We start from the raw sequence: 19,435 nt of genomic DNA on the forward strand, positions 1-19,435 counted from the left end.
AATTGGGGCTACCTGTTTATATTTAGTTTGAATGCATAACATTTTTTAGTTAGAGTCATCGCTTCGCAAGTAGTTTTTTCCTCTTCATAATAACGGTGTGAAGTTTTTGTATAATCTGCTTGTATTGCTAAGTTACAACTATTTCCGCTTATAGTGTACCTCTTATTATCGATACATCGTCCACATCCCGATGTCTTTAAACCCTAGCCGTTTATAAATTCGTCCAGCAGCTGGATTGTTATAGAATAAACAAAGTGTTCGGCCTTCTTTCGTAAATTCTTGAATCATTTTTTGTAATATGAGTGAAGCATATCCATTTCCGCGGTAATTCGGTTGTGTACATACGCCAACAACCATAGCGGATAATGAATTTTCAGCGGAAGTAGAGGCGGATGCGATGATTGCGCCATCTTTTTCAATATAATACGTACGTCCTGTATTTGTTTCGAGAGCTTGTCTTAATATTTTCTCTGATTCATTAGCAGTCGGGAATTCAGCGATGTTACTTCGTAATTGCATAATTCGCACTACATCATCTAGTGTGGCAAGTTTAATTGTTTCTTGGGCAGGCGTACTAGGTAAGTTGTCGGCATTTAGACATTCGCAAAAATACATTTCATTTTTCGTACCTAGATGTATACTTGAAACGGTTTCAAATCGTTCAACAATAGTTGACTTGCCAGAGAGTTTCAGCGGCTTATATGCGGAAAGAAATGACTCATAGTCAGTTACTACAAACTCTTCTTTGCTATACGGTATAAATGCATCATGGAAGCGAAGTAAAATCGATTTTAATGTTCCATTCTCTTTAAATACACCCCATAATTCTTGAAAGTCTGCTTCATAACCGAAAGCTTCTATATCCCCAATAATAAACAAGTTAAGGGCGGCTTCTTCTTTTAGGTAAGCGAATACTTGTTCATGATCTTTCTTTGTTAATTTTCGCATCATAACGAATTGGCCCTTTTTTTGTTTTTTCTAAATATTACAACTTAAGTTTTTTGAAATCAATATAAAATTTTATGTTTAGTTCACCAACTTTCGGAAAAACTAGGAAAGATATGACAAAGGAGGTTATGAACGGTGGATCATCCAATTCAAGGGTTAATGAAAGCGGCAATGGAAAATTTAAAAGAAATGGTCGATGTGAATACGATTGTTGGAGAGCCTGTTCAAACGGCTGACGGTGGTGTGGTGTTAACGGTTTCTAAAGTCGCGTTCGGTTTTGGAGCAGGAGGTTCTGATTTCCAGACGAATGATGGTCAAAGAGCGAATGGTACCCCTGCATTTGGCGGAGGGAGCGCGGGTGGTGTTTCTATTACACCAGTAGCATTTCTTGTGGTGAATAAAGACGGGGTAAATATTCTTCATTTACAAAATGCGACACATTTAGCAGAAAAAATGATTGAATTAGCTCCACAAACAATTGATAAAATTCAATCGATGTTCCAAAAAGATGATAAGAAAGAGGGAAATCATCATCCTCAAAACCCAGATGATATCCTTTAAAAACACCTGCTTATGAGCAGGTGTTTTTTCTTGTAATCACTATGTAATAAAACACATGAAATTGTAAATAGTTTTTGAAGTTTTTTCTATGTTTCTAAAATTTTTCATGTTAAAATATGCTATAGAATTGAAACATACAAAACGAAGGTGGCTAGGTGCTTTGTCTGGAGGATCTGACCAAGTAAAGAATATGATATATATTAATGGTAATCGTCGGGGTCATTGTTTTATTACATCAGGAATTACGTTTAAAGAGTTTGCGAGTAACATCCCTTCACCACTTCATCAAGTGTTGCTTTTGAAGCATAATTTTGAATGGACAGATTTTCATTATCATACTTTATTTGAATATGTTGAGGAAGAAAATATACATAAGTTAATTCAAGCAGAGATTGATGAATTTGATGAATTTTGTTGGGTAGATTTTGATGATGCAAGCGATTTAGATGAATTAGAGCCAAAAGAAATTGCAGAGCTTTTATATTTGGCTCACAAAAAAGAACCACTTGCTAGAACATTCTTTCCGCTATTGAAAAATAGATTTGTTTATTTTTCACATGATGACGGGTGGTACAACAAAGTGTACTATCGTAGAATTGCTGATTTTGTAGGAATGTTAAGTAAAGTCATTCCTTATAAAATCGGTGCTTTCGGTAAGAAACGTTTTTCTTTCTTCCAAAAATCAAAAATTTTCCCAGCAATTTCGAAAGAAGTGATCATGGGGCTTCTTCCATTAATGGAAGATGGTCTTTATATTGATCTGGCAGGGAAGATTGAGTCAAGAAGAGGTCTTGAAATTCCGGTATATGTAGTTGGTTCGTATGAAAGTACGGATGAGGTGCTAGATAATATTGATGAATTGAAAGAAGAAGCAACAGAGACAGGTTGGCTCATTTTTGATAAGAAAGAACAAGAGTGGCAATGGGTTGTGGACTAAGAAAACTTGGCGCATGAAGTCAAGTTTTCTTGTCTTTTGAAAGGAGAACAAATGAAGAAATATTATACAATTGTGGGTATTGTAAGTATTATTCTCGTAGCGATATTACTTATTACTTGTCCGAAAGAATCAGATTTCAAATTGTATCTAGAAGATAAGTATGCATTGAAATGTGATGAGGGTAGCTTTGAATGCACGCAAAATGTAGAGGGAAAAAAAGAGAAATTACAGTTTGACGGTATTGATACACGAAATGGTGTTTTCTTTATGACTGTAAAGCAAACATATAAAACTGAAGCTGGTGTTACGAAAGAATACAGCGGAGTAGGGATGTTTGGTACATTTCTTTTTGTTTCAGAGAAGACTTTCTAGTAATAGAAGGTCTTTTTTTTATGCTTATGTTCATATAGATGGAGTAAGACAAGCATAGGAGGGATATCGATGAAAAAAGAATGTATTGTTTGTGGTGGAGAAGAGTTTTTCTCTTCAACGTTATATGCACGTACGAAACAAGATTGGGCATATGCACCTAACATGTATCGATTTGAAAAAGTGTTTATTGAGCATCGGGATGAAGAAAATTATCCAGTCTTTCAAGAAATTACAGCGAAGCATTGTTGTGGATGCGGTCATATTATGTTGTATCATGAATGAACACACCAAGTATAACTTGGTGTGTTTTTTTAAAACGCTGATAAAGCAAGCGGATAAAGTAAAGTAAATAAAACAGAAAAACTACCAAAACCAATTGCTGTATACCCGAGTGTTCTCGCTCCGAAATTGACAGCTAATAAGCCAATTAAAATCGCAAGCGAACCGAGTGTAACAGGATAAAAAGCGATGGAGAATAACGAAAGAAATAAAGCGACATAGCCAACCATTGCACCGGTATTTGTACCTTCTATTTCATTTGCAATTTCTTTCCGCTTATGTCTAATTGGAATGCCAGCTGGTGATATTTCAGCTGCATACTCTTCGTGTTTTTCACCACTTTTAAAATGATGATTTCTCTTTCTTCGCATGTACATCCCTCTCTTTCAATTGGGTGTACCTATAGTATCTGTCATCAGGAGAAGAACATGAGTATGAGTTAAACCCAAGTAAAGCAAAAATTGGAGAATAAAGATTTTAACTTTAGCTTGTACATCTCCCTATGAAGATAAACAGGAATTTTGGAAAATGATGTAGAATGAAATGAATGATAATACGTGAAGGTAGGGGAATGTATGACGAAATTTAATTGGCACGAATCAGCGGAAAAGAAATGGGATAGTAGCGCAGAGTTTTGGAATCAAAATAGTCAAGAGATGTGGGACAGTGGTAGCAGAAGTACAATTATTCCATTTTTTGAGCAGTACGTGGAAAAAGAAGCTCAAGTACTCGATGTTGGTTGTGGTGATGGATACGGTACATATAAATTAAGTGGCTCGGGTTATAAGGCAGTCGGAGTAGATTTATCGGAAGTAATGATTCAAAAAGGTAAAGAACGCGGAGAAGGCCCAAATTTATCTTTTGTGAAAGGGGATCTTTCTTCCTTACCTTTTGAAAATGAACAATTTGAAGCGATTATGGCGATTAACTCATTAGAATGGACCGAGAATCCATTATTAGCATTGAATGAAATAAAGCGTGTTTTAAAGAAAGAGGGTTATGCATGTATTGCGATTTTAGGACCGACAGCAAAGCCTCGAGAGAACAGTTATCCTCGTTTATACGGCAAAGACGTTGTTTGTAATACGATGATGCCTTGGGAATTTGAACAATTAGCGAAAGAACAAGGTTTTGAAGTTGTAGATGGCATCGGTGTGTATAAGCGCGGAGTAAATGAGAAGATGTTAGGTCAACTACCTACAGAGTTACAACAATCATTAACATTCTTATGGGTATTTATGTTAAAAAACGTATAAAGAAAAGAAAGAATTTTTAGGAGGTAAATAAGTGCAGAAAATACAAAAAACTGATACAATATCATCAGAACCAATTAAAGGGGGACTAGGGTATATGACAACTACTACAACAGTTAAATCTGATATTGAAATCGCACAAGAAGCAAGTATGAAAAAAATTCAAGAAATTGCAGCTGATTTAAATATTTTAGAAGATGAATTAGAGCCATACGGGCATTATAAAGGTAAGTTATCTCTTGATATTTTTAAGCGCTTACAAGATGAGAAAGACGGTAAAGTTGTTTTAGTAACAGCAATTAACCCAACTCCAGCTGGAGAAGGTAAATCAACAGTAACAGTTGGTTTAGGTCAAGCTTTTAATAAAATTGGTAAGAAAACAGTAATTGCACTTCGTGAACCATCTCTTGGACCAACGATGGGACTAAAAGGCGGAGCAGCAGGTGGCGGTTTTTCACAAGTCGTACCAATGGAAGATATTAACCTTCACTTTACTGGAGATATTCATGCGATTACAACTGCCAATAACGCGTTAGCGGCGTTTATTGATAATCATATCCAACAAGGAAACACACTTGGAATTGATACGCGTAAAATCGTTTGGAAACGCTGTGTTGACTTAAATGATCGTGCCCTACGTAACGTAGTAATTGGTCTTGGTGGACCAGTTCAAGGTGTACCACGTGAAGACGGTTTTGATATTACAGTAGCATCTGAAATTATGGCCGTATTCTGCCTTGCAACAGATATTCAAGATTTAAAAGCACGTCTATCTCGCATCGTAGTTGCTTATAACTTTGCAAATCAACCTGTAACGGTTAAAGATTTAGGTGTAGAAGGTGCGTTAACATTATTATTAAAAGACGCATTAAAACCGAACTTAGTACAAACGTTAGAAAATACACCAGCTATCATTCATGGCGGACCATTTGCGAATATCGCTCACGGTTGTAACAGTGTTATCGCTACTACAATGGCAGCAAAATTAGGTGATTATGTTATTACAGAAGCTGGATTCGGCGCAGATTTAGGTGCAGAGAAGTTTTTAGATATTAAAGCTCGTGCAGCTGGCATTAAACCAGAAGCAGTTGTTATTGTTGCGACTATTCGTGCGCTTAAAATGCATGGTGGCGTAGCAAAAGATCAATTAAAAGAAGAAAATGTAGATGCATTAGCAAAAGGTATGGAAAATTTACAGAAGCATGTTGAAACAATTCAAAGCTTCGGTGTGCCTTTCGTAATTGCAATTAATAAATTCATTACAGATACAGATGCAGAAGTTGCTTACTTACAAGAGTGGTGTAATGAGCGTGGCTATGCAGTATCCTTAACAGAAGTTTGGGAGAAAGGTGGCCAAGGCGGAGTTGACCTTGCTGAGAAAGTATTAAAAGAAATCGAAAAAGGTGAAAACAACTACGCACCACTTTATGAATTAGAATTGCCATTAGAAGAAAAAATTCGTACAATTGCTCAAAAAGTATACGGCGCAAAAGATATTGAATTTGCTCCGAAAGCACGTAAGCAATTGGCTCAATATGAAGGAGAAGGTTGGAGCAACCTACCAGTTTGTATGGCGAAAACACAATACTCTCTTTCTGACGATGCAACGAAATTAGGGCGTCCATCTGACTTCATCGTAACAATTCGTGAACTAAAACCATCTATCGGTGCAGGGTTTATCGTTGCGTTAACAGGAACAATGTTAACAATGCCAGGTCTTCCAAAACAACCAGCAGCACTACAAATGGATGTAAATGAAGATGGAAAAGCAGTAGGTTTATTCTAAAAGGTTGTAATTCATCTCGTTTATCTGTAAACTATATATACATCAAGTGGCGCCTTTCCATCGAAAGGCGCCTGTTTTTTGGAGGAAATTATGTTTGATCCAACTGCTTTTGACAATTTAAAAGTAATCGTAGAAGGTGCTGTTTATGATTTTGATTTACACGGAGACATTCTTGTAACAGATCGAAAGGATATGATGGACCTTGCTTCATTAAGTCGTATATATCATATTTCATTTCAATTAACAGAACCATTCGAACCGTTAGTAGAAGCAACATTTTCACTATCTGTGGATGCAAAGAACTTGTCTGGTGAAATATTAGAAGTACCACAGTTTACACCAGGTTGTGAAATGAAGTTAGCATTTTCATTCCCGATAGAAAAGCCAGAGGTAGTGTGCGAAGAAATTGAAACTTTAATGCATTCTATATGGGGAAAAGAAAGAATGATTATGCAGAAACTTTCATACGAATATAATAAGCAAGCGATTTCATATCATAATAAGGTAGAGGTTCTATTTCAAAAAGCGATTACAGAAGACCATGTTGATGATTTAATAGCTGTTATTTCACACATGATAGAAACGGTGCGAACAATACAACATTTTCTTCAAAAATAGAGATAAAGGAGAAAAACAAATGATAAAAGATATGCAACCATTTTTACAACAAGCTTGGGAGAAGGCTGGTTTTAAAGAATTAACTGAAATTCAAAAACAAGCGATTCCAACTATTTTAGAAGGACAAGACGTTATAGCTGAATCTCCAACTGGAACAGGAAAAACATTAGCGTACTTATTACCCCTTTTACATAAAATTAATCCTGAAGTAAAACAGCCACAAGTTGTTGTTTTAGCACCAACACGTGAACTTGTAATGCAAATTCATGAAGAGGTTCAAAAGTTTACAGCAGGAACTGAAATTTCAGGGGCATCTTTAATTGGTGGTGCAGATATTAAGCGCCAAGTTGAAAAATTAAAGAAACACCCGCGAGTAATTGTCGGTTCACCAGGACGTATTTTAGAATTAATTCGTATGAAAAAACTAAAAATGCATGAAGTGAAAACAATTGTATTTGATGAGTTCGATCAAATTGTAAAACAAAAAATGATGGGTGCTGTACAAGATGTAATTAAATCAACGATGCGCGACCGTCAATTAGTATTCTTCTCAGCGACAATGACAAAAGCAGCAGAAGATGCAGCACGTGATTTAGCAGTGGAACCACAATTAGTACGTGTAACACGTGCTGAGTCAAAAAGCTTAGTTGAGCATACGTATATCATTTGTGAGCGACGCGAAAAAAATGATTACGTAAGAAGAATTATGCATATTGGCGATGTAAAAGCAGTTGCTTTCTTAAACGACCCATTCCGTTTAGATGAAATTACAGAGAAATTGAAATTCCGTAAAATGAAAGCAGCAGCTCTTCACGCAGAGGCAAGCAAGCAAGAACGTGAAGCAACGATGCGTGCATTCCGCGGAGGGAAATTAGAAATCCTACTTGCTACAGATATTGCGGCACGTGGAATCGATATTGACGATTTAACACATGTAATTCACTTAGAATTACCAGACACAGTAGACCAATATATTCACCGCTCAGGACGTACTGGACGTATGGGCAAAGAAGGAACGGTCGTATCTCTTGTAACACCACAAGAAGAGCGTAAATTACTACAATTTGCGAAAAAACTAGGTATCGTATTTACGAAGCAAGAAATGTTCAAAGGATCATTTGTAGAAACGAAACCGAAAGCACCAAAGAAAAAGAAACCAGCGTTTACTGGGAAGAAAAAGCCTAGATAAATAATGGGGAAGGCGTAACTATTTGTAGTTACGTCTTTTTGTTTGTAATTAAATGAAAAAGGAATAATAATAGTACATGTAGAAAGCTACATAGAATATAAAAACCATTAGGGGGAAATGCAATGATCCATAAAGTTGGACAAATTATGTTATATGTAAATAATCAAGATGAGGCAGTAAATTTTTGGACGGAAAAGGTAGGATTTCATGTAGTTGCAGAGGAAGATAACAAACAAGGAATGAGATGGATTGAAATTGCTCCAACTAACGGTGCTGAAACGAGCATTATACTACATAATAAAGAAGTGATTTCTAAAATGAGCCCAGAATTGAATCTCGGTACACCGTCTTTAATGTTCTTCTCAGAAAATCTTGATCAATTATATACAGATTTAAAAAATAAAAATGTTACTGTTGGAGAAATGGTAACTATGCCTGCTGGTAAAGTGTTTAACTTTGCTGATAGTGAAGGGAATTATTTTGCGGTTATGGAAAAGAACCAATAATAATATTGCTATGTGAAAATCCCCCTCATATATATTGAGGGGGATTAAATCTTTGAAATGAATTTTTCATGAGAGAGTTGTTTAATAAAAAATGCACCTTTTTCAATAGCAGTTTCAATATAACCGACAATTTGATTAAACGTAAACACCTTTAAGTCTTCATGCAAATGTTGCTTTGGATACAACATATCTTCAAAAAGATACTTTCGAAAAGCTAAAACGTTTTCTTTAGAAACCTCTTCAATATCCACAATGTGAGCCTCTTGATTGAGAAGAGAGAAGAGCTGTTGTTCTTTATCGTAATGATGAAGCAACTTTGCATTTAACAATTTAAAATCGTTATAGTACATAGGTGCGATGGTTTCGTCATTTTCTATTCTATTTTTTAGCCAAGGTAGAAAAAAGCCACTTAGCCAATTATCATCGGCAATGAGGTGGGTGTAATAGCCTAAGAGAAAAGGGGAATCCATTTGAGCTTTATATTTTTGAAAAAAAGAATTGAAATCTATCCTTCTCGTATAGTTTTTCGTTGTACCAGCGTAAAAGTGTGAGGCTCCTTTTTCTTCTTTTGAATGAACAGCATCAGGGGCCACACTTCCAAGGATGAAAGAAGTTTTATCTTGAATACATAGTTTTTCGGCAATACCGTTAGCTATAATAGCATGCATAATTCGTGATCCCATAAATGACACCTCGGTTTCAAGTATTCATTTCAGGAAGAGGACTGAACAGTTAGTATTACTTTCCCTGTACTTTTTCTACTTTCGACCCATTCATGTGCTTTCCCTGCATCTTGGAGTGGAAAAGATTTCGTAGCCTTGATTTGCAAACGTCCGTGACGCAAATAACGGAAAACTTCATATGCAGTTTCTTGGAGTAGTTCAGGACGTTTTTTTCGTGTAGTGCCAAAGCTAAAACCGAGTATAGAACGGCAGCTTGCATGTAAATCTTTCGTTTGGAAATTGCCAATTTCACCACTAGCATTACCGAAATGAACGAGGCGACCATAATAAGTGAGACAGTTTAAACTTCTTTCCGAAACAGTTCCAGAAATAGAGTCCAAAATGATATTCACTCCTTCGCCGCTTGTCAGCTCATTGACTTTCTCTACAAAATCTTCATCTTGATGACAAATTACATAATCAGCTCCAGCATATAAAGCAATTTCTTTTTTTGCTTCACTTCCGACAGTACCGATAATTTTTCCAGCTCCTAATAGTTTTGCAAGTTGAATAGCTGTAGTGCCAATTCCGCCAGCAGCCGCATGAATGAGTACAGATTCACCTTGTTGAAGCCTTGCAACATTTGCGAGTAAATTATAGCTTGTAAAAGATACGACAGGACAAGCAGCTGCAGTTTGAAAGTCAACTTCATCAGGTAATACGAAAGTAAGATTTTCATTTGCAACTACATATTCAGCGTAAGATCCATTTTGAGGAAAAGCGATGACACGCTGTCCAGGATGAATATGCGTAACTTGAGAACCTACACGTTCTACAATACCAGCAGCATCTATCCCTGGAATAAAGGGAAATGCTTTATTTCCTTTTTTACCATACCGAGATTTAATGTCAGCGAAATTTACACTAGTAGCAACAACACGAATTAAAACTTGATTGTCTGAAATAGCCGGCATATCTACATCTGTATATTTCATCACTTCAGGACCACCGAACGACGTTACAACGATAGCTTTCATCATATATCCTCCTAAATTTGACTATATAAATCATTTTAAATCTTCATTAGGAATTGGAAAATTATATAATTGTTATGCATGGTTATAAGTAAAGCTTATGAACTCATTGAATTATTATATTAATTTATATAAAAAACTTTTTTGAAAAAATCGAACGAAATATCAATTACTTGCCAATATATAGTGTAAGACAAAGGAGGGATGGTATATGAAGGATGAAACAGTGTATATGGATTTAATCCAATTAACTTTATCGGGCAATAAAGAAGCGTATAGCGAATTGTATGATAAAACGATTCAAGAAGTATATAAAACGGCGCATTTCTTAATAGATGATAAAACGGATGTAGATGATGTCGTTCAAGAAATATACATACAGCTATACGAATCGCTTCGTAAGTATGATAGCGAGAAGCTATTTCGCCCTTGGTTAATTGGACTTGCGATTAAACAAATTCATTCTTATAGAAGAAAGAGGTGGATGCGACTACGAATTGTAAAAAAAGCAGAAGAGCAAAGAAAGCCAGTGCAAATTGATTTTTCTAACGATGTTGTAAGTAAAATATCAAACCAAAAACTAATTGAACTCATTCATAAATTACCGTATAAATTGAAACAAGTTATTATTTTAAGATATTTACACGAATATTCACAAGAAGAAGTAGCACAAATATTACATATTCCACTTGGTACTGTGAAATCTAGAATTCATGCGGCATTAAAGAAACTACGTCAAAAAGAGCAAGTAGAAGAAATCTTTTTAGGAGAGGTAGGGAATGTGAAATGAGTTTAGATTGTAGAGTTAGAGAATCTATACAAGAAGAAGCGAAGGGGATTGTAGCCCCGCCGGAGTTAAAAGAAAAAGTAATCGTTCAAATAAAAATGAAGCGCGGGGGAAGTAAGGTGAAGAAACGTCTTATCGCAGGAGTTCTTACAGCAGCATTTTTAATCCCTACGACTGGTTTTGCTTATCAATCTATTATGGCAGATGGTATATACGGATCTTTTGAAAACCTAAAAAAACATGCTGGCGCGATGACATTAGAAGCCTATATGCGTTTTAATGCGAAGTTATCAGAAGCGAAAGATGAAATGGGTGCAAAGGAATATGAAGAGTTTACAAAAGAACTAAAAAAATTAACAAATGCTAAGCTTGAGTACGGAGATCCGAACGGTAATATTGATTACGATCAATTATCACCAGCTAAAAAAGAAGAAATGAAAAAAATAGAGATGGAGCTTCAGCCGTATTTTGATAAATTAAATGGCCATAAATCTAGTAAAGAAGTATTAACTCCTGAAGAGTATGAACAATATATGGAAGCATTAATGTTATATCAAACCGTATTAGTAAAAACGAAATCAAGTGGTGGGATAACAGTAAACGAAGTACCTGAGGCATACAAAGAAAGATTTATTAAAGCGGAGCAGTTTATGGAGTATGTAGACGAAAAGGTACGATAAGTAAGAAAGCTCATAGCTTTAGCTTTGAGCTTTCTTTATTGAAATGTAATTATATTAACCACCTATTCCTTTTGCTAGCAATAGAAAATATACAACTACTAGTATTACGCCATTTAATGCAGTACCAACTATTCTGAATAACCAATTTTTTGATGCTAGTGCAAAAATAATTCCGAGTAACGAAAGTAAACTTAGTATAGCAATAATTAACGTCAAATTCGCATTAGGTCCTCTTAAAATAAAGAAAGAACATACACTCCCGATAAAAGTTAGAAATGAGAAAGCCCCTAATCTATACATAGTAAGTCTCCCTTGGCTAAAATGTAATTTAATCTAATGTACGATATTCTTTAGTTTAACATAAATTCCCTTTTATACATTAAATATATAAATAATAAAAACGAGTAAAAAATCTAAGTGATTTCATACTCGTTTTTGCTATTCATTAAATTTCCTTACTGCATGTATGCCGACTCTTACAAGTAATAATGTACTTTTAAATAAAGCGCCGTAACCAACTACTATAAAAAAATTGGTCATCAATTATATTTTTTCATATTTGCAGTATCCTTTTGTATAAAACAATCTAAAAGTGAATAACCAGCTATTAAACTAATTATCGTAACAAAAGTTGTATTTATAAGAATAATATTAGTTAAATAAGGTAGGTATTTGCCAACTGGTGAAAAGAGTAGTGCTGGGGAAAAGGAAATTAATATTGTAGGAACTGTAATCGCAATAAATTTATCCGGCTGAAAGCTCCAGTTTTGTTTACTCGTTTCACGATTAATGGATTGAAGGAATCGTAATAAAATGCCAACTACAAGAGGAAAGAGTGTATAGAAGAATAGCCTTGGGTAAACGTTAAAGTTCACTTGCGCGTCTGTATCTAAATAAAATTGAATTTTCACTCCGACAAATAATAATAAGACGATAAATAATGTAAAGCAGAGGTATAGTATCACTTTTTGCATTGCATTCCACCATCCTTTACTCAAAATATATTCAAAAAAAGAAGAGATATACAATAACTACTGTTGTATGTCTCTTCTTTTACTGTTATTTAATAGTGGAGTTCGAGCTTTCTTGCTTCGTGAAATAATCAATAATGCCCATCGCGCTAATTTCTATATCTAGATGTAAAATGTTATAAACGGAATGATCGGATGGGACGTTTAATTTTGTAAGGTGAGAAGAGATGTTATCCATTAATACAGTTTGTAAAGCCTTAGTCGCTTCATCGAAGTCATTATACTGTTCAAAGATCTCTTTACCAGTATGGACGAAAATAGGTAACCAATGTTCAAGCTGGTTATATACTTCTGTAACATTTGATGAAGCGCCGTAATGACCGAAATAAATAGTGTCTACATTCATACTTTGAATGTGATTTTTAGAAGCAATCATCGCATCTGGCTGAAATTGTGAAGGAGACGTTGACGGTAGATATAACTCTACATTAAGATCTGCAAGTTCTCTATAATAAATTCCAATTGTATCGCCAGTAAAAATGCCGTTTGTTAATGAATCGTGAATGCTAATATGGTGTTTTGCATGTCCCGGTGTATCATAAAATGTAAGGGTGCGGTCTTCTGCAATTTTTAACGTATCACCATTTTGTACAATATGAACACGTTCTTCTTCTATAGGAAGAATTGGATCAAAAAGTTTATCGAAATCTTCTTTGTACACAGCTTTAGCGCCTACAATGAGTTTTGTTGGATCAATCATATGACGAGCACCGCGAGAATGTACATATAAAGTAGCATTTGGGCACTTTTCCATCATTAAACCAGCTGCCCCAGCATGATCTAAATGTACATGTGTAACGATAATGTTTTTTACATCGTTTAAGTCAATATGTAATTGTTGTAAGCCGTCTAAAATATACGGAAGAGAAGGGGCTGCACAAGTTTCAATCAAAGTAATATCGTCACCTAATAAAACATACGTACCTGTTCGTTCATTATGTTGTAAATCGAAATCATCAATAAGATATAGGTGAGAAGATAGTTGCTCTACTTTTTTCATATTTACCACTCCTTATATACTACATGTTTCTATTATACGCTAAAAAAGAAGAAAGGCAGAAAACGAAAGCTCGTCTTCTGCCTTTTTGTAATGTTGTTATTTCGTTTGTTCTTTATTGATAGACATAACGAACAGTCCAACAATGCCACCAACGATTGGAAGCATAATCTCTCCTGCTAAATTAAAGTAGGAGCTTAAAAATAAGCCGTTCACATCGATTACCCAACCAGTAACATACAATAACATCATATATAGTACGAAATAAAACTCGCGATTTGAAATCGTTTCACGTTGTGCAGTTTTCATAATGAACACCATCCTTTTCTTTTATAATGGAATATAAACTGTCACATTTTGTTCACATTTTAATTGTAAAACTTTCCATCATAAAAGTCTAGTAATTTGTGTCGAATTTTTGAACAGAAATAAAGGCTATCATTTTAGCGTATAAATACGTAATAAGAGCCGTATATTCACGAATGTAGTATAGTATAAACATAGAATGATAGTGTAGAGAGGGGCAGGAACAATGACAATTTATGATTTTTCAGCTAAAACAATTACAGGTGAAGAAAAATCGTTAAAAGATTACGAAGGAAAAGCACTTCTTATTGTAAATGTAGCTAGCAAGTGTGGTTTTACACCGCAATATAAAGGATTACAAGAAGTATATGATAAATATAAAGATCAAGGACTAGAAATACTCGGTTTCCCTTGTAACCAATTCGGAGGGCAAGAACCAGGAACAGAAGCAGATATTACTAGTTTTTGTGAGTTAAACTATGGTGTAAATTTCCCGATGTTTGCAAAGATTGATGTGAAAGGTGATAAGGCTCACCCACTATATACATACATGACAGAACAAGCACCAGGCTTACTCGGTATGAAAGCAGTAAAATGGAACTTTACGAAGTTTTTAATTGGAAAAGACGGGAAAGTAGTAGGGCGTTTTGCGCCACAGACGAAGCCGGTGGATTTAGAGGTTGAAATTGAAAAGGTACTTGGGGAATAACTAGAAGTTTCACTTTATTAAAAAACGCCTCAAAGAACAATGTAGTTCTTTGAGGCGTTTTCTTTCAACTCACATTATCAAGATTAAATCACTGTATTGAAATCATTTGATTTAGGCGGAGAAGCTGCTTTTTTCATAAGCACTTCCCATAAGTGTACGGATTTCTTCCATTCGACTGCGGCCTGCCCCTTTTGATACATCGCGTTCTCATAACTGAAAGTAAGTTGTTGCATATCGGCCGAGTTGTAAAGTGTATCGATGTGGAGTGCGTATTCTCGGAATGTTTGACTTTCACCTCGTGGTATGCCAATTCTCGCAAATTGTTTTAAAAGTGCACCGTAAGCTTTTGGATAAACAGCATCATCTTTTCGGTATTTATAGAAATGAATAATAAAAAAAGTAATCCATTTCATTCTAGTAATGAAGAGAATGTATCCAATAATACTAACCGGTATCATAGTGAGGAATACGTACCACCAAGAAAAACTAGTTTTAGAATTTGTAATCTTTTTAGTAGAGGCTTCCTCTGTATTTTCTATTAAACTTTTGAGTTTTGCTTCATTATTCCGCTCTTGCATTTGCGCGTTTTGAGAATTAGTTTCTTCGCTATTTTGTGAAGCAGGAGCAGGAGTATTATTTGTGAAATTATAGGGATTTGTAAATCCTTTTGTTGGCTCGAATGGAATCCAGCCGTATCCTGGAAAATATACTTCGACCCAAGAGTGTGCGTTATTGTTCGCGATTTTATAAACATTTGCATCTTCAGCACTGGTAATTGTATTCTGGGGAGTTCCTTCTGTAAATCCTTTTACCCAGCGAGCAGGAATCCCAGCAGAGCGAAGTAGTACAATCATAGACGTCGAAAAATTATTACAGTAGCCGCTTTTCGTATCGAAAAGGAATTGATCTACATAATCTTGGTTTTTGGCAGGAAATAAGACATTCGTTGTTTCGTATACAAAAGAGTTGTCTGTGAAGTACTTTTCAATAGCTAATACTTTATCATACCGGTTGTCTTTATCATTTGTAAGATTGGCAGCCAAGTCTTTTACTCGCTGTGGTAACGATTCGGGAAGTTGTGTGTACTTTGCCATGAAATAAGAACTTGTTTCATGCCCTTCATTCGTTTTTACAGCTTTCAGGTTTTCTATGGGAAACTCCGGGATCTCATATGTTACTTTATACGAATTTAAAGTAGTAGAAGAGCCTCCGTGCATCGTATAGATTTTTTCTGAAAATGGGTCAACGCTGTATGATACATCAGAAGAAGCCTCAACTGATACCAATCCCGTTGGATAGGTAAGGTGAGGAGTACTTTTTTGCATAGTGATTGTTGCTTCGGTTGTCTCTGTTTTTGTATTTTGTTCGTACCAGCTCACGACGTCGTTTTTATTTTTAAAAGAAACCTTCTTCGGATTCTCAGAAACTTCCCAGCCTTTTCCTGTATAAAAATCTTTCGTTTCTACTCTCCAATATTGTTTATTTTGCGTTTGTGCTGTAAAAACAATTGTATTATCTGCCTTAAAGGGACCACCTAATTGCGAGTCATCTAAACCATACCCAACTGTAGAAACTTCTTCTTCTTTACTTGTTTCGGAAGTGTTGAATCTTAAAAAATCCATTGGGTTTAGCCATTGAGGGCCAAATTTTGGAGCGAAGTATGCGATGGTTGCTGACAATACAATAAATAGTGTAAGAGGTTTAAGTAATTTTGAGATTTCTCTAGCATAATTTTGTAAGTGTTCCATCTCTTTTATTCGTTCAATTTGAAGAAGACTAAGCATAAAAAAGCCGATGACAACCGTACGAATAATAGCGTAGTTTGCATTGTATAAATGTAAGTTATGAAAAGTTACGATATAAATAATAGTTAATACAAGAAATAACAATCCACGCTTTTTATGAATTATCCAAAAAGAGGTGAAAGAACTGAACAACCAAAATGATAGAAAAAATAAAACTGTTGGAAAAACTGGCGAAATATCTAGTAAATTCCCCTGAAAAAATAGGGAGAAATTTCGAGACATATCAGAAAAAAATGTTGTTAGCCAAGATGGATTTATAAAAGATTTTTTATAATATAAGGAATGAATGATGAATAAAATCGTGACGATCTTTATTAGAATCTGCCACCTTGTTTGAAGAAAAGAGAGAGTGGAGCAAAGTCCAATAAATAGTACAAAAATATCTAATCTACCTACGTTTGTAATACCTATAAGGGGTCTTAACCATTCTAGTAAAAGAAGAAATACACATACATGCATGAAGAATCTGTTCATATCCCGTTTGTATTTTGTTTGTAATGTTATCATTTGCTCACCTCAAAAAACACGTTTGTATACTGGTTTTCATAAACCACGTTTACAAATATTTTTCGTTTTTGTAGAGTTTCTAGTATACTTAGTTCTCGATAAGAGAGTTGGTTCGCTTTTTCTTTCACGACAAACACCATTAACTTTCTATTTTTTATAGCAGCACATTCAGCCGCCTTTTGAATATCGGGTGAAAGGTCGCTTGTCACGAGTATAATCGTTACGGGCTGATACATTTTTCTTAATTCCATTTCTACACTCTGGGAGAGCGGGAATACACTGTCTGCTTGTACTTTCGCTAAATGAAAAAAGATTTGTTGCAACTGCATATCTCCATTGTCTAAAGGGAAAATAGTTCGTTCTTTTCCGACAGACACAAATGACGCTGTTGAATTTTGCTTTAAGACAGACCTCACAATAGAGGCAGTAAACGTTACGACTGATTCGAATAGAGGGGACTCAGTTCTGTCCATGAATATCATGATATTATGGCTGCGCTGTTGTTCAAACTCTTTCGTCATAATATTGTTTGTTCGTGCAGTTGCTTTCCAATCAATCCATGAAAAGCGGTCACCAGGTTTATAGTCTCTAACACCGACAGAGACTGTAGAGTTTTTGGCTAAATTTATATTTGCTGAAAGCGCTCCTTGTTCGAAATGATTTTCCAATTGTCGATACGTTATATCTACATACTGAGGATAGACTAAAAATGTATCTGGAGCTGAAAAAGTTACTTCTTTCTCCATTGTGCCGAATAGATCGCCAGTTTTGACACGTACGCTTGAAAAAGTGTGTTCTCCTCTAGGGATTGTCTCAATAACATATTGAAACGAAATATTTCGTTTGAATCCTGGAAAGAGTATTACTTTATTCATTTTTGTTTGTCTACAACTTGTAAATTGTGGTGGTAGTTCATCTTCTATAACTAAATAAAGTAAGGGAAAAGGAAATTTTCTTTTTATTGTAATCGTGCTTAAAAATGCTTCTCCTGCTACATACTCGTTTTGGTTTGTTATTCGTTTTACTTCAGCATCTCGTAAAGCGTAGAAGGGGAGTAGTAGTGAGTAAAGGCCAATAGGAATCGTACTGTAAAACAAAAACCAACTTACAAATCCTCCTTGAAGCATAGCGTACACAAATGTTAAGAATAGGCATAAAGGGATTAGTAATAACTTGGTAACGTGATAGAGTACTCGTAGTAGTCGTTTCATCAAAGGTTCATCGTCCTTTGATTCGGCACGGCAGTTCGTGCAACGATTTTTGCGATAACTTGTTCTCCTGTTATTCCTTCAAATTTTGCCTCCATTTTTAGAATGAGTCTGTGAGCTAAAACGTAAGGAGCTAAAAATTTAACATCGTCTGGAATAACATAATTTCTGCCATGGATGAATGCATAAGCCTGTGAAGCTTTCATTAACGCAATTGAGCCGCGTGGACTTGCACCTAGCTGTATAGAACTATAAGAACGAGTCTGATTAACAAGCTTTACAATGTAATGCTTAATCCCTTTGTCCATGCTTACTTCCCGTACACTTTGTTGTAGATAAAGTAATTCTTCAATTGTAGTAATAGCTTTTAAATGGGAGAGTGGGCTTGTTTTTTCCATCCGGTTTAAAATTTCAAATTCTTCTTCTGGTGTAGGATATCCCATTTTTAGCTTCAACAAGAAACGATCAAGCTGAGCTTCTGGTAAAGGATATGTTCCCTCATATTCGACCGGATTTTGTGTAGCCATTACAAAGAACGGTTTTGGTAGCGGTCTTGTAATACCATCTATTGTGATATTGCCTTCTTCCATACTTTCAAGTAAGGCAGATTGTGTTTTTGGCGATGTACGATTAATTTCATCAGCAAGTACAAAATTCGCCATAATTGGTCCAGGCTTGAACTCAAATTGGAGCTCTTTCGGATTATAAATAGAAACACCTGTTACATCTGACGGTAGTAAATCAGGTGTGAATTGAATTCGCTTGTAATCAGCATCAATGGATTTAGAAAGAGCACGTACTAGCATCGTTTTCCCGACACCGGGAACATCTTCTAATAGTACATGACCTTCAGCTAAGAGAGCTGTTAAGGCTAAGAGCGTTTCTTTTCGTTTTCCGACTATTAATTTTTCAATATTGTTGATTATTTTTTCTATAATGGGATGTAATGAATCAAGCTGGGGCATCGTAATCCTCCTAATTTTAATATCATTTTCTAATCTATTTAGTGGAAATAGAATGTATCACTCTAATTGCGGACAGGAAAGATTTCATCTTTAATTCTAAGAATATTCAGATTATTTATTCCGATTATATCTAGTATAATTGTTTCCGTAACTAAGGGCAATACGGTAAATAATGATTTCTAGTTTTATATGAAATATGTCTTGATAAAATAGCATTGTTAAATTAAAAAATCCTTATATACAGAAATAAAAAGATTTTTGAAGCATGGGAACAGTGGAAGAAAAATCCTCATAT

23 protein-coding genes are annotated in these 19,435 nt (G+C 35.2%); 12 read left to right on the top strand and 11 right to left on the bottom strand.

Annotation, left to right across the window (positions count from 1 at the left end; translation table 11 throughout):
• Window positions 1-165 precede the first annotated feature (165 nt).
• Entirely contained in the window at window positions 166-951 is a 786-nt protein-coding gene (locus DN410_RS07580; protein WP_149176037.1) for a GNAT family N-acetyltransferase, read from the bottom strand.
• Window positions 952-1,083: 132 nt separating this feature from the next.
• Between DN410_RS07580 and ytfJ the strand changes: the two genes are divergently transcribed.
• The 4 genes from ytfJ (at window position 1,084) to DN410_RS07600 (ending at window position 3,100) form a co-directional block, all read left to right on the top strand.
• Window positions 1,084-1,509: a GerW family sporulation protein gene (ytfJ, locus tag DN410_RS07585; RefSeq protein ID WP_149176038.1), complete on the top strand. Its 426-nt coding sequence runs from the start codon at window positions 1,084-1,086 to the stop codon at window positions 1,507-1,509.
• Between the two features lie 160 nt (window positions 1,510-1,669).
• Complete coding sequence (locus tag DN410_RS07590; protein WP_149176039.1) at window positions 1,670-2,446, top strand: oxalate:formate antiporter; 777 nt, start codon at window positions 1,670-1,672, stop codon at window positions 2,444-2,446.
• 51 nt (window positions 2,447-2,497) lie between these two features.
• Complete coding sequence (locus tag DN410_RS07595) at window positions 2,498-2,818, top strand: hypothetical protein (RefSeq protein WP_149176040.1); 321 nt, start codon at window positions 2,498-2,500, stop codon at window positions 2,816-2,818.
• Between the two features lie 69 nt (window positions 2,819-2,887).
• Window positions 2,888-3,100 carry a hypothetical protein gene (locus tag DN410_RS07600; protein WP_000711202.1) on the top strand — a complete coding sequence of 71 codons (213 nt, stop codon included), beginning with the start codon at window positions 2,888-2,890 and terminating at the stop codon, window positions 3,098-3,100.
• A 29-nt stretch (window positions 3,101-3,129) separates the two neighbouring features.
• Here the strand turns inward: DN410_RS07600 and DN410_RS07605 are convergent, their stop codons facing one another.
• Window positions 3,130-3,468, bottom strand: coding sequence for a hypothetical protein (locus DN410_RS07605; protein ID WP_001253194.1), 339 nt, complete (start codon window positions 3,466-3,468; stop codon window positions 3,130-3,132).
• 204 nt (window positions 3,469-3,672) lie between these two features.
• Between DN410_RS07605 and DN410_RS07610 the strand changes: the two genes are divergently transcribed.
• The 5 genes from DN410_RS07610 (at window position 3,673) to DN410_RS07630 (ending at window position 8,449) form a co-directional block, all read left to right on the top strand.
• A complete protein-coding gene (locus DN410_RS07610) occupies window positions 3,673-4,353 on the top strand; it encodes a class I SAM-dependent methyltransferase (protein ID WP_000160023.1) in 681 nt (226 codons plus the stop codon).
• 94 nt (window positions 4,354-4,447) lie between these two features.
• Window positions 4,448-6,136 (top strand): formate--tetrahydrofolate ligase, encoded by a 1,689-nt coding sequence (locus DN410_RS07615; protein WP_149176107.1) that lies wholly within the window; start codon window positions 4,448-4,450, stop codon window positions 6,134-6,136.
• A gap of 90 nt (window positions 6,137-6,226) precedes the next feature.
• On the top strand, window positions 6,227-6,754 hold the full coding sequence (locus DN410_RS07620) for a hypothetical protein (protein WP_140417337.1): 528 nt from the start codon (window positions 6,227-6,229) through the stop codon (window positions 6,752-6,754).
• A gap of 19 nt (window positions 6,755-6,773) precedes the next feature.
• Entirely contained in the window at window positions 6,774-7,943 is a 1,170-nt protein-coding gene (locus DN410_RS07625) for a DEAD/DEAH box helicase (protein ID WP_149176041.1), read from the top strand.
• Between the two features lie 122 nt (window positions 7,944-8,065).
• Window positions 8,066-8,449: a VOC family protein gene (locus DN410_RS07630; RefSeq protein WP_149176042.1), complete on the top strand. Its 384-nt coding sequence runs from the start codon at window positions 8,066-8,068 to the stop codon at window positions 8,447-8,449.
• Window positions 8,450-8,493: 44 nt separating this feature from the next.
• Here the strand turns inward: DN410_RS07630 and DN410_RS07635 are convergent, their stop codons facing one another.
• Window positions 8,494-9,132, bottom strand: coding sequence for a zinc dependent phospholipase C family protein (locus tag DN410_RS07635; protein ID WP_149176108.1), 639 nt, complete (start codon window positions 9,130-9,132; stop codon window positions 8,494-8,496).
• 29 nt (window positions 9,133-9,161) lie between these two features.
• Window positions 9,162-10,148, bottom strand: a complete 987-nt coding sequence (locus tag DN410_RS07640; RefSeq protein WP_149176043.1) for a quinone oxidoreductase family protein — start codon at window positions 10,146-10,148, stop codon at window positions 9,162-9,164.
• 208 nt (window positions 10,149-10,356) lie between these two features.
• On the opposite strand from DN410_RS07640, the gene DN410_RS07645 reads away from it, so the two are divergent.
• Together DN410_RS07645 and DN410_RS07650 are read left to right on the top strand one after the other, a co-directional pair.
• Entirely contained in the window at window positions 10,357-10,935 is a 579-nt protein-coding gene (locus DN410_RS07645; RefSeq protein WP_149176044.1) for a sigma-70 family RNA polymerase sigma factor, read from the top strand.
• On the top strand, window positions 10,932-11,612 hold the full coding sequence (locus DN410_RS07650; protein WP_149176045.1) for a DUF3600 domain-containing protein: 681 nt from the start codon (window positions 10,932-10,934) through the stop codon (window positions 11,610-11,612). The genes DN410_RS07645 and DN410_RS07650 overlap by 4 nt, the downstream gene beginning before the upstream one ends.
• A 54-nt stretch (window positions 11,613-11,666) precedes the next feature.
• Here the strand turns inward: DN410_RS07650 and DN410_RS07655 are convergent, their stop codons facing one another.
• The 4 genes from DN410_RS07655 to DN410_RS07675 form a co-directional block, all read right to left on the bottom strand.
• On the bottom strand, window positions 11,667-11,912 hold the full coding sequence (locus tag DN410_RS07655) for a hypothetical protein (RefSeq protein WP_149176046.1): 246 nt from the start codon (window positions 11,910-11,912) through the stop codon (window positions 11,667-11,669).
• Between the two features lie 239 nt (window positions 11,913-12,151).
• On the bottom strand, window positions 12,152-12,586 hold the full coding sequence (locus DN410_RS07665) for a hypothetical protein (RefSeq protein ID WP_149176047.1): 435 nt from the start codon (window positions 12,584-12,586) through the stop codon (window positions 12,152-12,154).
• Window positions 12,587-12,671: 85 nt separating this feature from the next.
• Window positions 12,672-13,643 carry an MBL fold metallo-hydrolase gene (locus tag DN410_RS07670; protein ID WP_149176048.1) on the bottom strand — a complete coding sequence of 324 codons (972 nt, stop codon included), beginning with the start codon at window positions 13,641-13,643 and terminating at the stop codon, window positions 12,672-12,674.
• A 96-nt stretch (window positions 13,644-13,739) separates the two neighbouring features.
• Window positions 13,740-13,949, bottom strand: a complete 210-nt coding sequence (locus DN410_RS07675) for a DUF3925 domain-containing protein (RefSeq protein ID WP_000844994.1) — start codon at window positions 13,947-13,949, stop codon at window positions 13,740-13,742.
• Window positions 13,950-14,172: 223 nt separating this feature from the next.
• Here DN410_RS07675 and bsaA point away from each other — a divergent pair, with 223 nt between their 5' ends.
• Window positions 14,173-14,655: a glutathione peroxidase gene (gene bsaA, locus DN410_RS07680; RefSeq protein WP_088230439.1), complete on the top strand. Its 483-nt coding sequence runs from the start codon at window positions 14,173-14,175 to the stop codon at window positions 14,653-14,655.
• Window positions 14,656-14,738: 83 nt separating this feature from the next.
• Here the strand turns inward: bsaA and DN410_RS07685 are convergent, their stop codons facing one another.
• The 3 genes from DN410_RS07685 to DN410_RS07695 are packed head-to-tail and all read right to left on the bottom strand — an operon-like array spanning window position 14,739 to window position 19,140.
• Window positions 14,739-16,967 (bottom strand): transglutaminase TgpA family protein, encoded by a 2,229-nt coding sequence (locus DN410_RS07685; RefSeq protein ID WP_149176049.1) that lies wholly within the window; start codon window positions 16,965-16,967, stop codon window positions 14,739-14,741.
• The gene (locus DN410_RS07690; protein ID WP_149176050.1) at window positions 16,964-18,178 is read right to left on the bottom strand and encodes a DUF58 domain-containing protein; all 1,215 of its coding nucleotides are present in this window, start codon (window positions 18,176-18,178) and stop codon (window positions 16,964-16,966) included. Before DN410_RS07690 ends, DN410_RS07685 begins: the two co-directional genes overlap by 4 nt.
• Window positions 18,178-19,140: an AAA family ATPase gene (locus DN410_RS07695; protein ID WP_149176051.1), complete on the bottom strand. Its 963-nt coding sequence runs from the start codon at window positions 19,138-19,140 to the stop codon at window positions 18,178-18,180. Before DN410_RS07695 ends, DN410_RS07690 begins: the two co-directional genes overlap by 1 nt.
• Window positions 19,141-19,435: the final 295 nt, after the last annotated feature.

Origin of the sequence: Bacillus sp. SH5-2, assembly GCF_008368905.1 — a bacterium.
GTDB classification, from domain to species: domain Bacteria; phylum Bacillota; class Bacilli; order Bacillales; family Bacillaceae_G; genus Bacillus_A; species Bacillus_A luti.

Bases quoted from the DNA above. Each gene is read 5' to 3' on its own strand.
- DN410_RS07580 (WP_149176037.1), bottom strand. From the start codon at position 951: ATGATGCGAAAATTAACAAAGAAAGATCATGAACAAGTATTCGCTTAC.
- DN410_RS07595 (WP_149176040.1), top strand. From the start codon at position 2,498: ATGAAGAAATATTATACAATTGTGGGTATTGTAAGTATTATTCTCGTA.
- DN410_RS07600 (WP_000711202.1), top strand. From the start codon at position 2,888: ATGAAAAAAGAATGTATTGTTTGTGGTGGAGAAGAGTTTTTCTCTTCA.
- DN410_RS07605 (WP_001253194.1), bottom strand. From the start codon at position 3,468: ATGCGAAGAAAGAGAAATCATCATTTTAAAAGTGGTGAAAAACACGAA.
- DN410_RS07610 (WP_000160023.1), top strand. From the start codon at position 3,673: ATGACGAAATTTAATTGGCACGAATCAGCGGAAAAGAAATGGGATAGT.
- DN410_RS07615 (WP_149176107.1), top strand. From the start codon at position 4,448: ATGACAACTACTACAACAGTTAAATCTGATATTGAAATCGCACAAGAA.
- DN410_RS07620 (WP_140417337.1), top strand. From the start codon at position 6,227: ATGTTTGATCCAACTGCTTTTGACAATTTAAAAGTAATCGTAGAAGGT.
- DN410_RS07625 (WP_149176041.1), top strand. From the start codon at position 6,774: ATGATAAAAGATATGCAACCATTTTTACAACAAGCTTGGGAGAAGGCT.
- DN410_RS07630 (WP_149176042.1), top strand. From the start codon at position 8,066: ATGATCCATAAAGTTGGACAAATTATGTTATATGTAAATAATCAAGAT.
- DN410_RS07635 (WP_149176108.1), bottom strand. From the start codon at position 9,132: ATGGGATCACGAATTATGCATGCTATTATAGCTAACGGTATTGCCGAA.
- DN410_RS07640 (WP_149176043.1), bottom strand. From the start codon at position 10,148: ATGAAAGCTATCGTTGTAACGTCGTTCGGTGGTCCTGAAGTGATGAAA.
- DN410_RS07645 (WP_149176044.1), top strand. From the start codon at position 10,357: ATGAAGGATGAAACAGTGTATATGGATTTAATCCAATTAACTTTATCG.
- DN410_RS07650 (WP_149176045.1), top strand. From the start codon at position 10,932: ATGAGTTTAGATTGTAGAGTTAGAGAATCTATACAAGAAGAAGCGAAG.
- DN410_RS07655 (WP_149176046.1), bottom strand. From the start codon at position 11,912: ATGTATAGATTAGGGGCTTTCTCATTTCTAACTTTTATCGGGAGTGTA.
- DN410_RS07665 (WP_149176047.1), bottom strand. From the start codon at position 12,586: ATGCAAAAAGTGATACTATACCTCTGCTTTACATTATTTATCGTCTTA.
- DN410_RS07670 (WP_149176048.1), bottom strand. From the start codon at position 13,643: ATGAAAAAAGTAGAGCAACTATCTTCTCACCTATATCTTATTGATGAT.
- DN410_RS07675 (WP_000844994.1), bottom strand. From the start codon at position 13,949: ATGAAAACTGCACAACGTGAAACGATTTCAAATCGCGAGTTTTATTTC.
- bsaA (WP_088230439.1), top strand. From the start codon at position 14,173: ATGACAATTTATGATTTTTCAGCTAAAACAATTACAGGTGAAGAAAAA.
- DN410_RS07685 (WP_149176049.1), bottom strand. From the start codon at position 16,967: ATGATAACATTACAAACAAAATACAAACGGGATATGAACAGATTCTTC.
- DN410_RS07690 (WP_149176050.1), bottom strand. From the start codon at position 18,178: ATGAAACGACTACTACGAGTACTCTATCACGTTACCAAGTTATTACTA.
- DN410_RS07695 (WP_149176051.1), bottom strand. From the start codon at position 19,140: ATGCCCCAGCTTGATTCATTACATCCCATTATAGAAAAAATAATCAAC.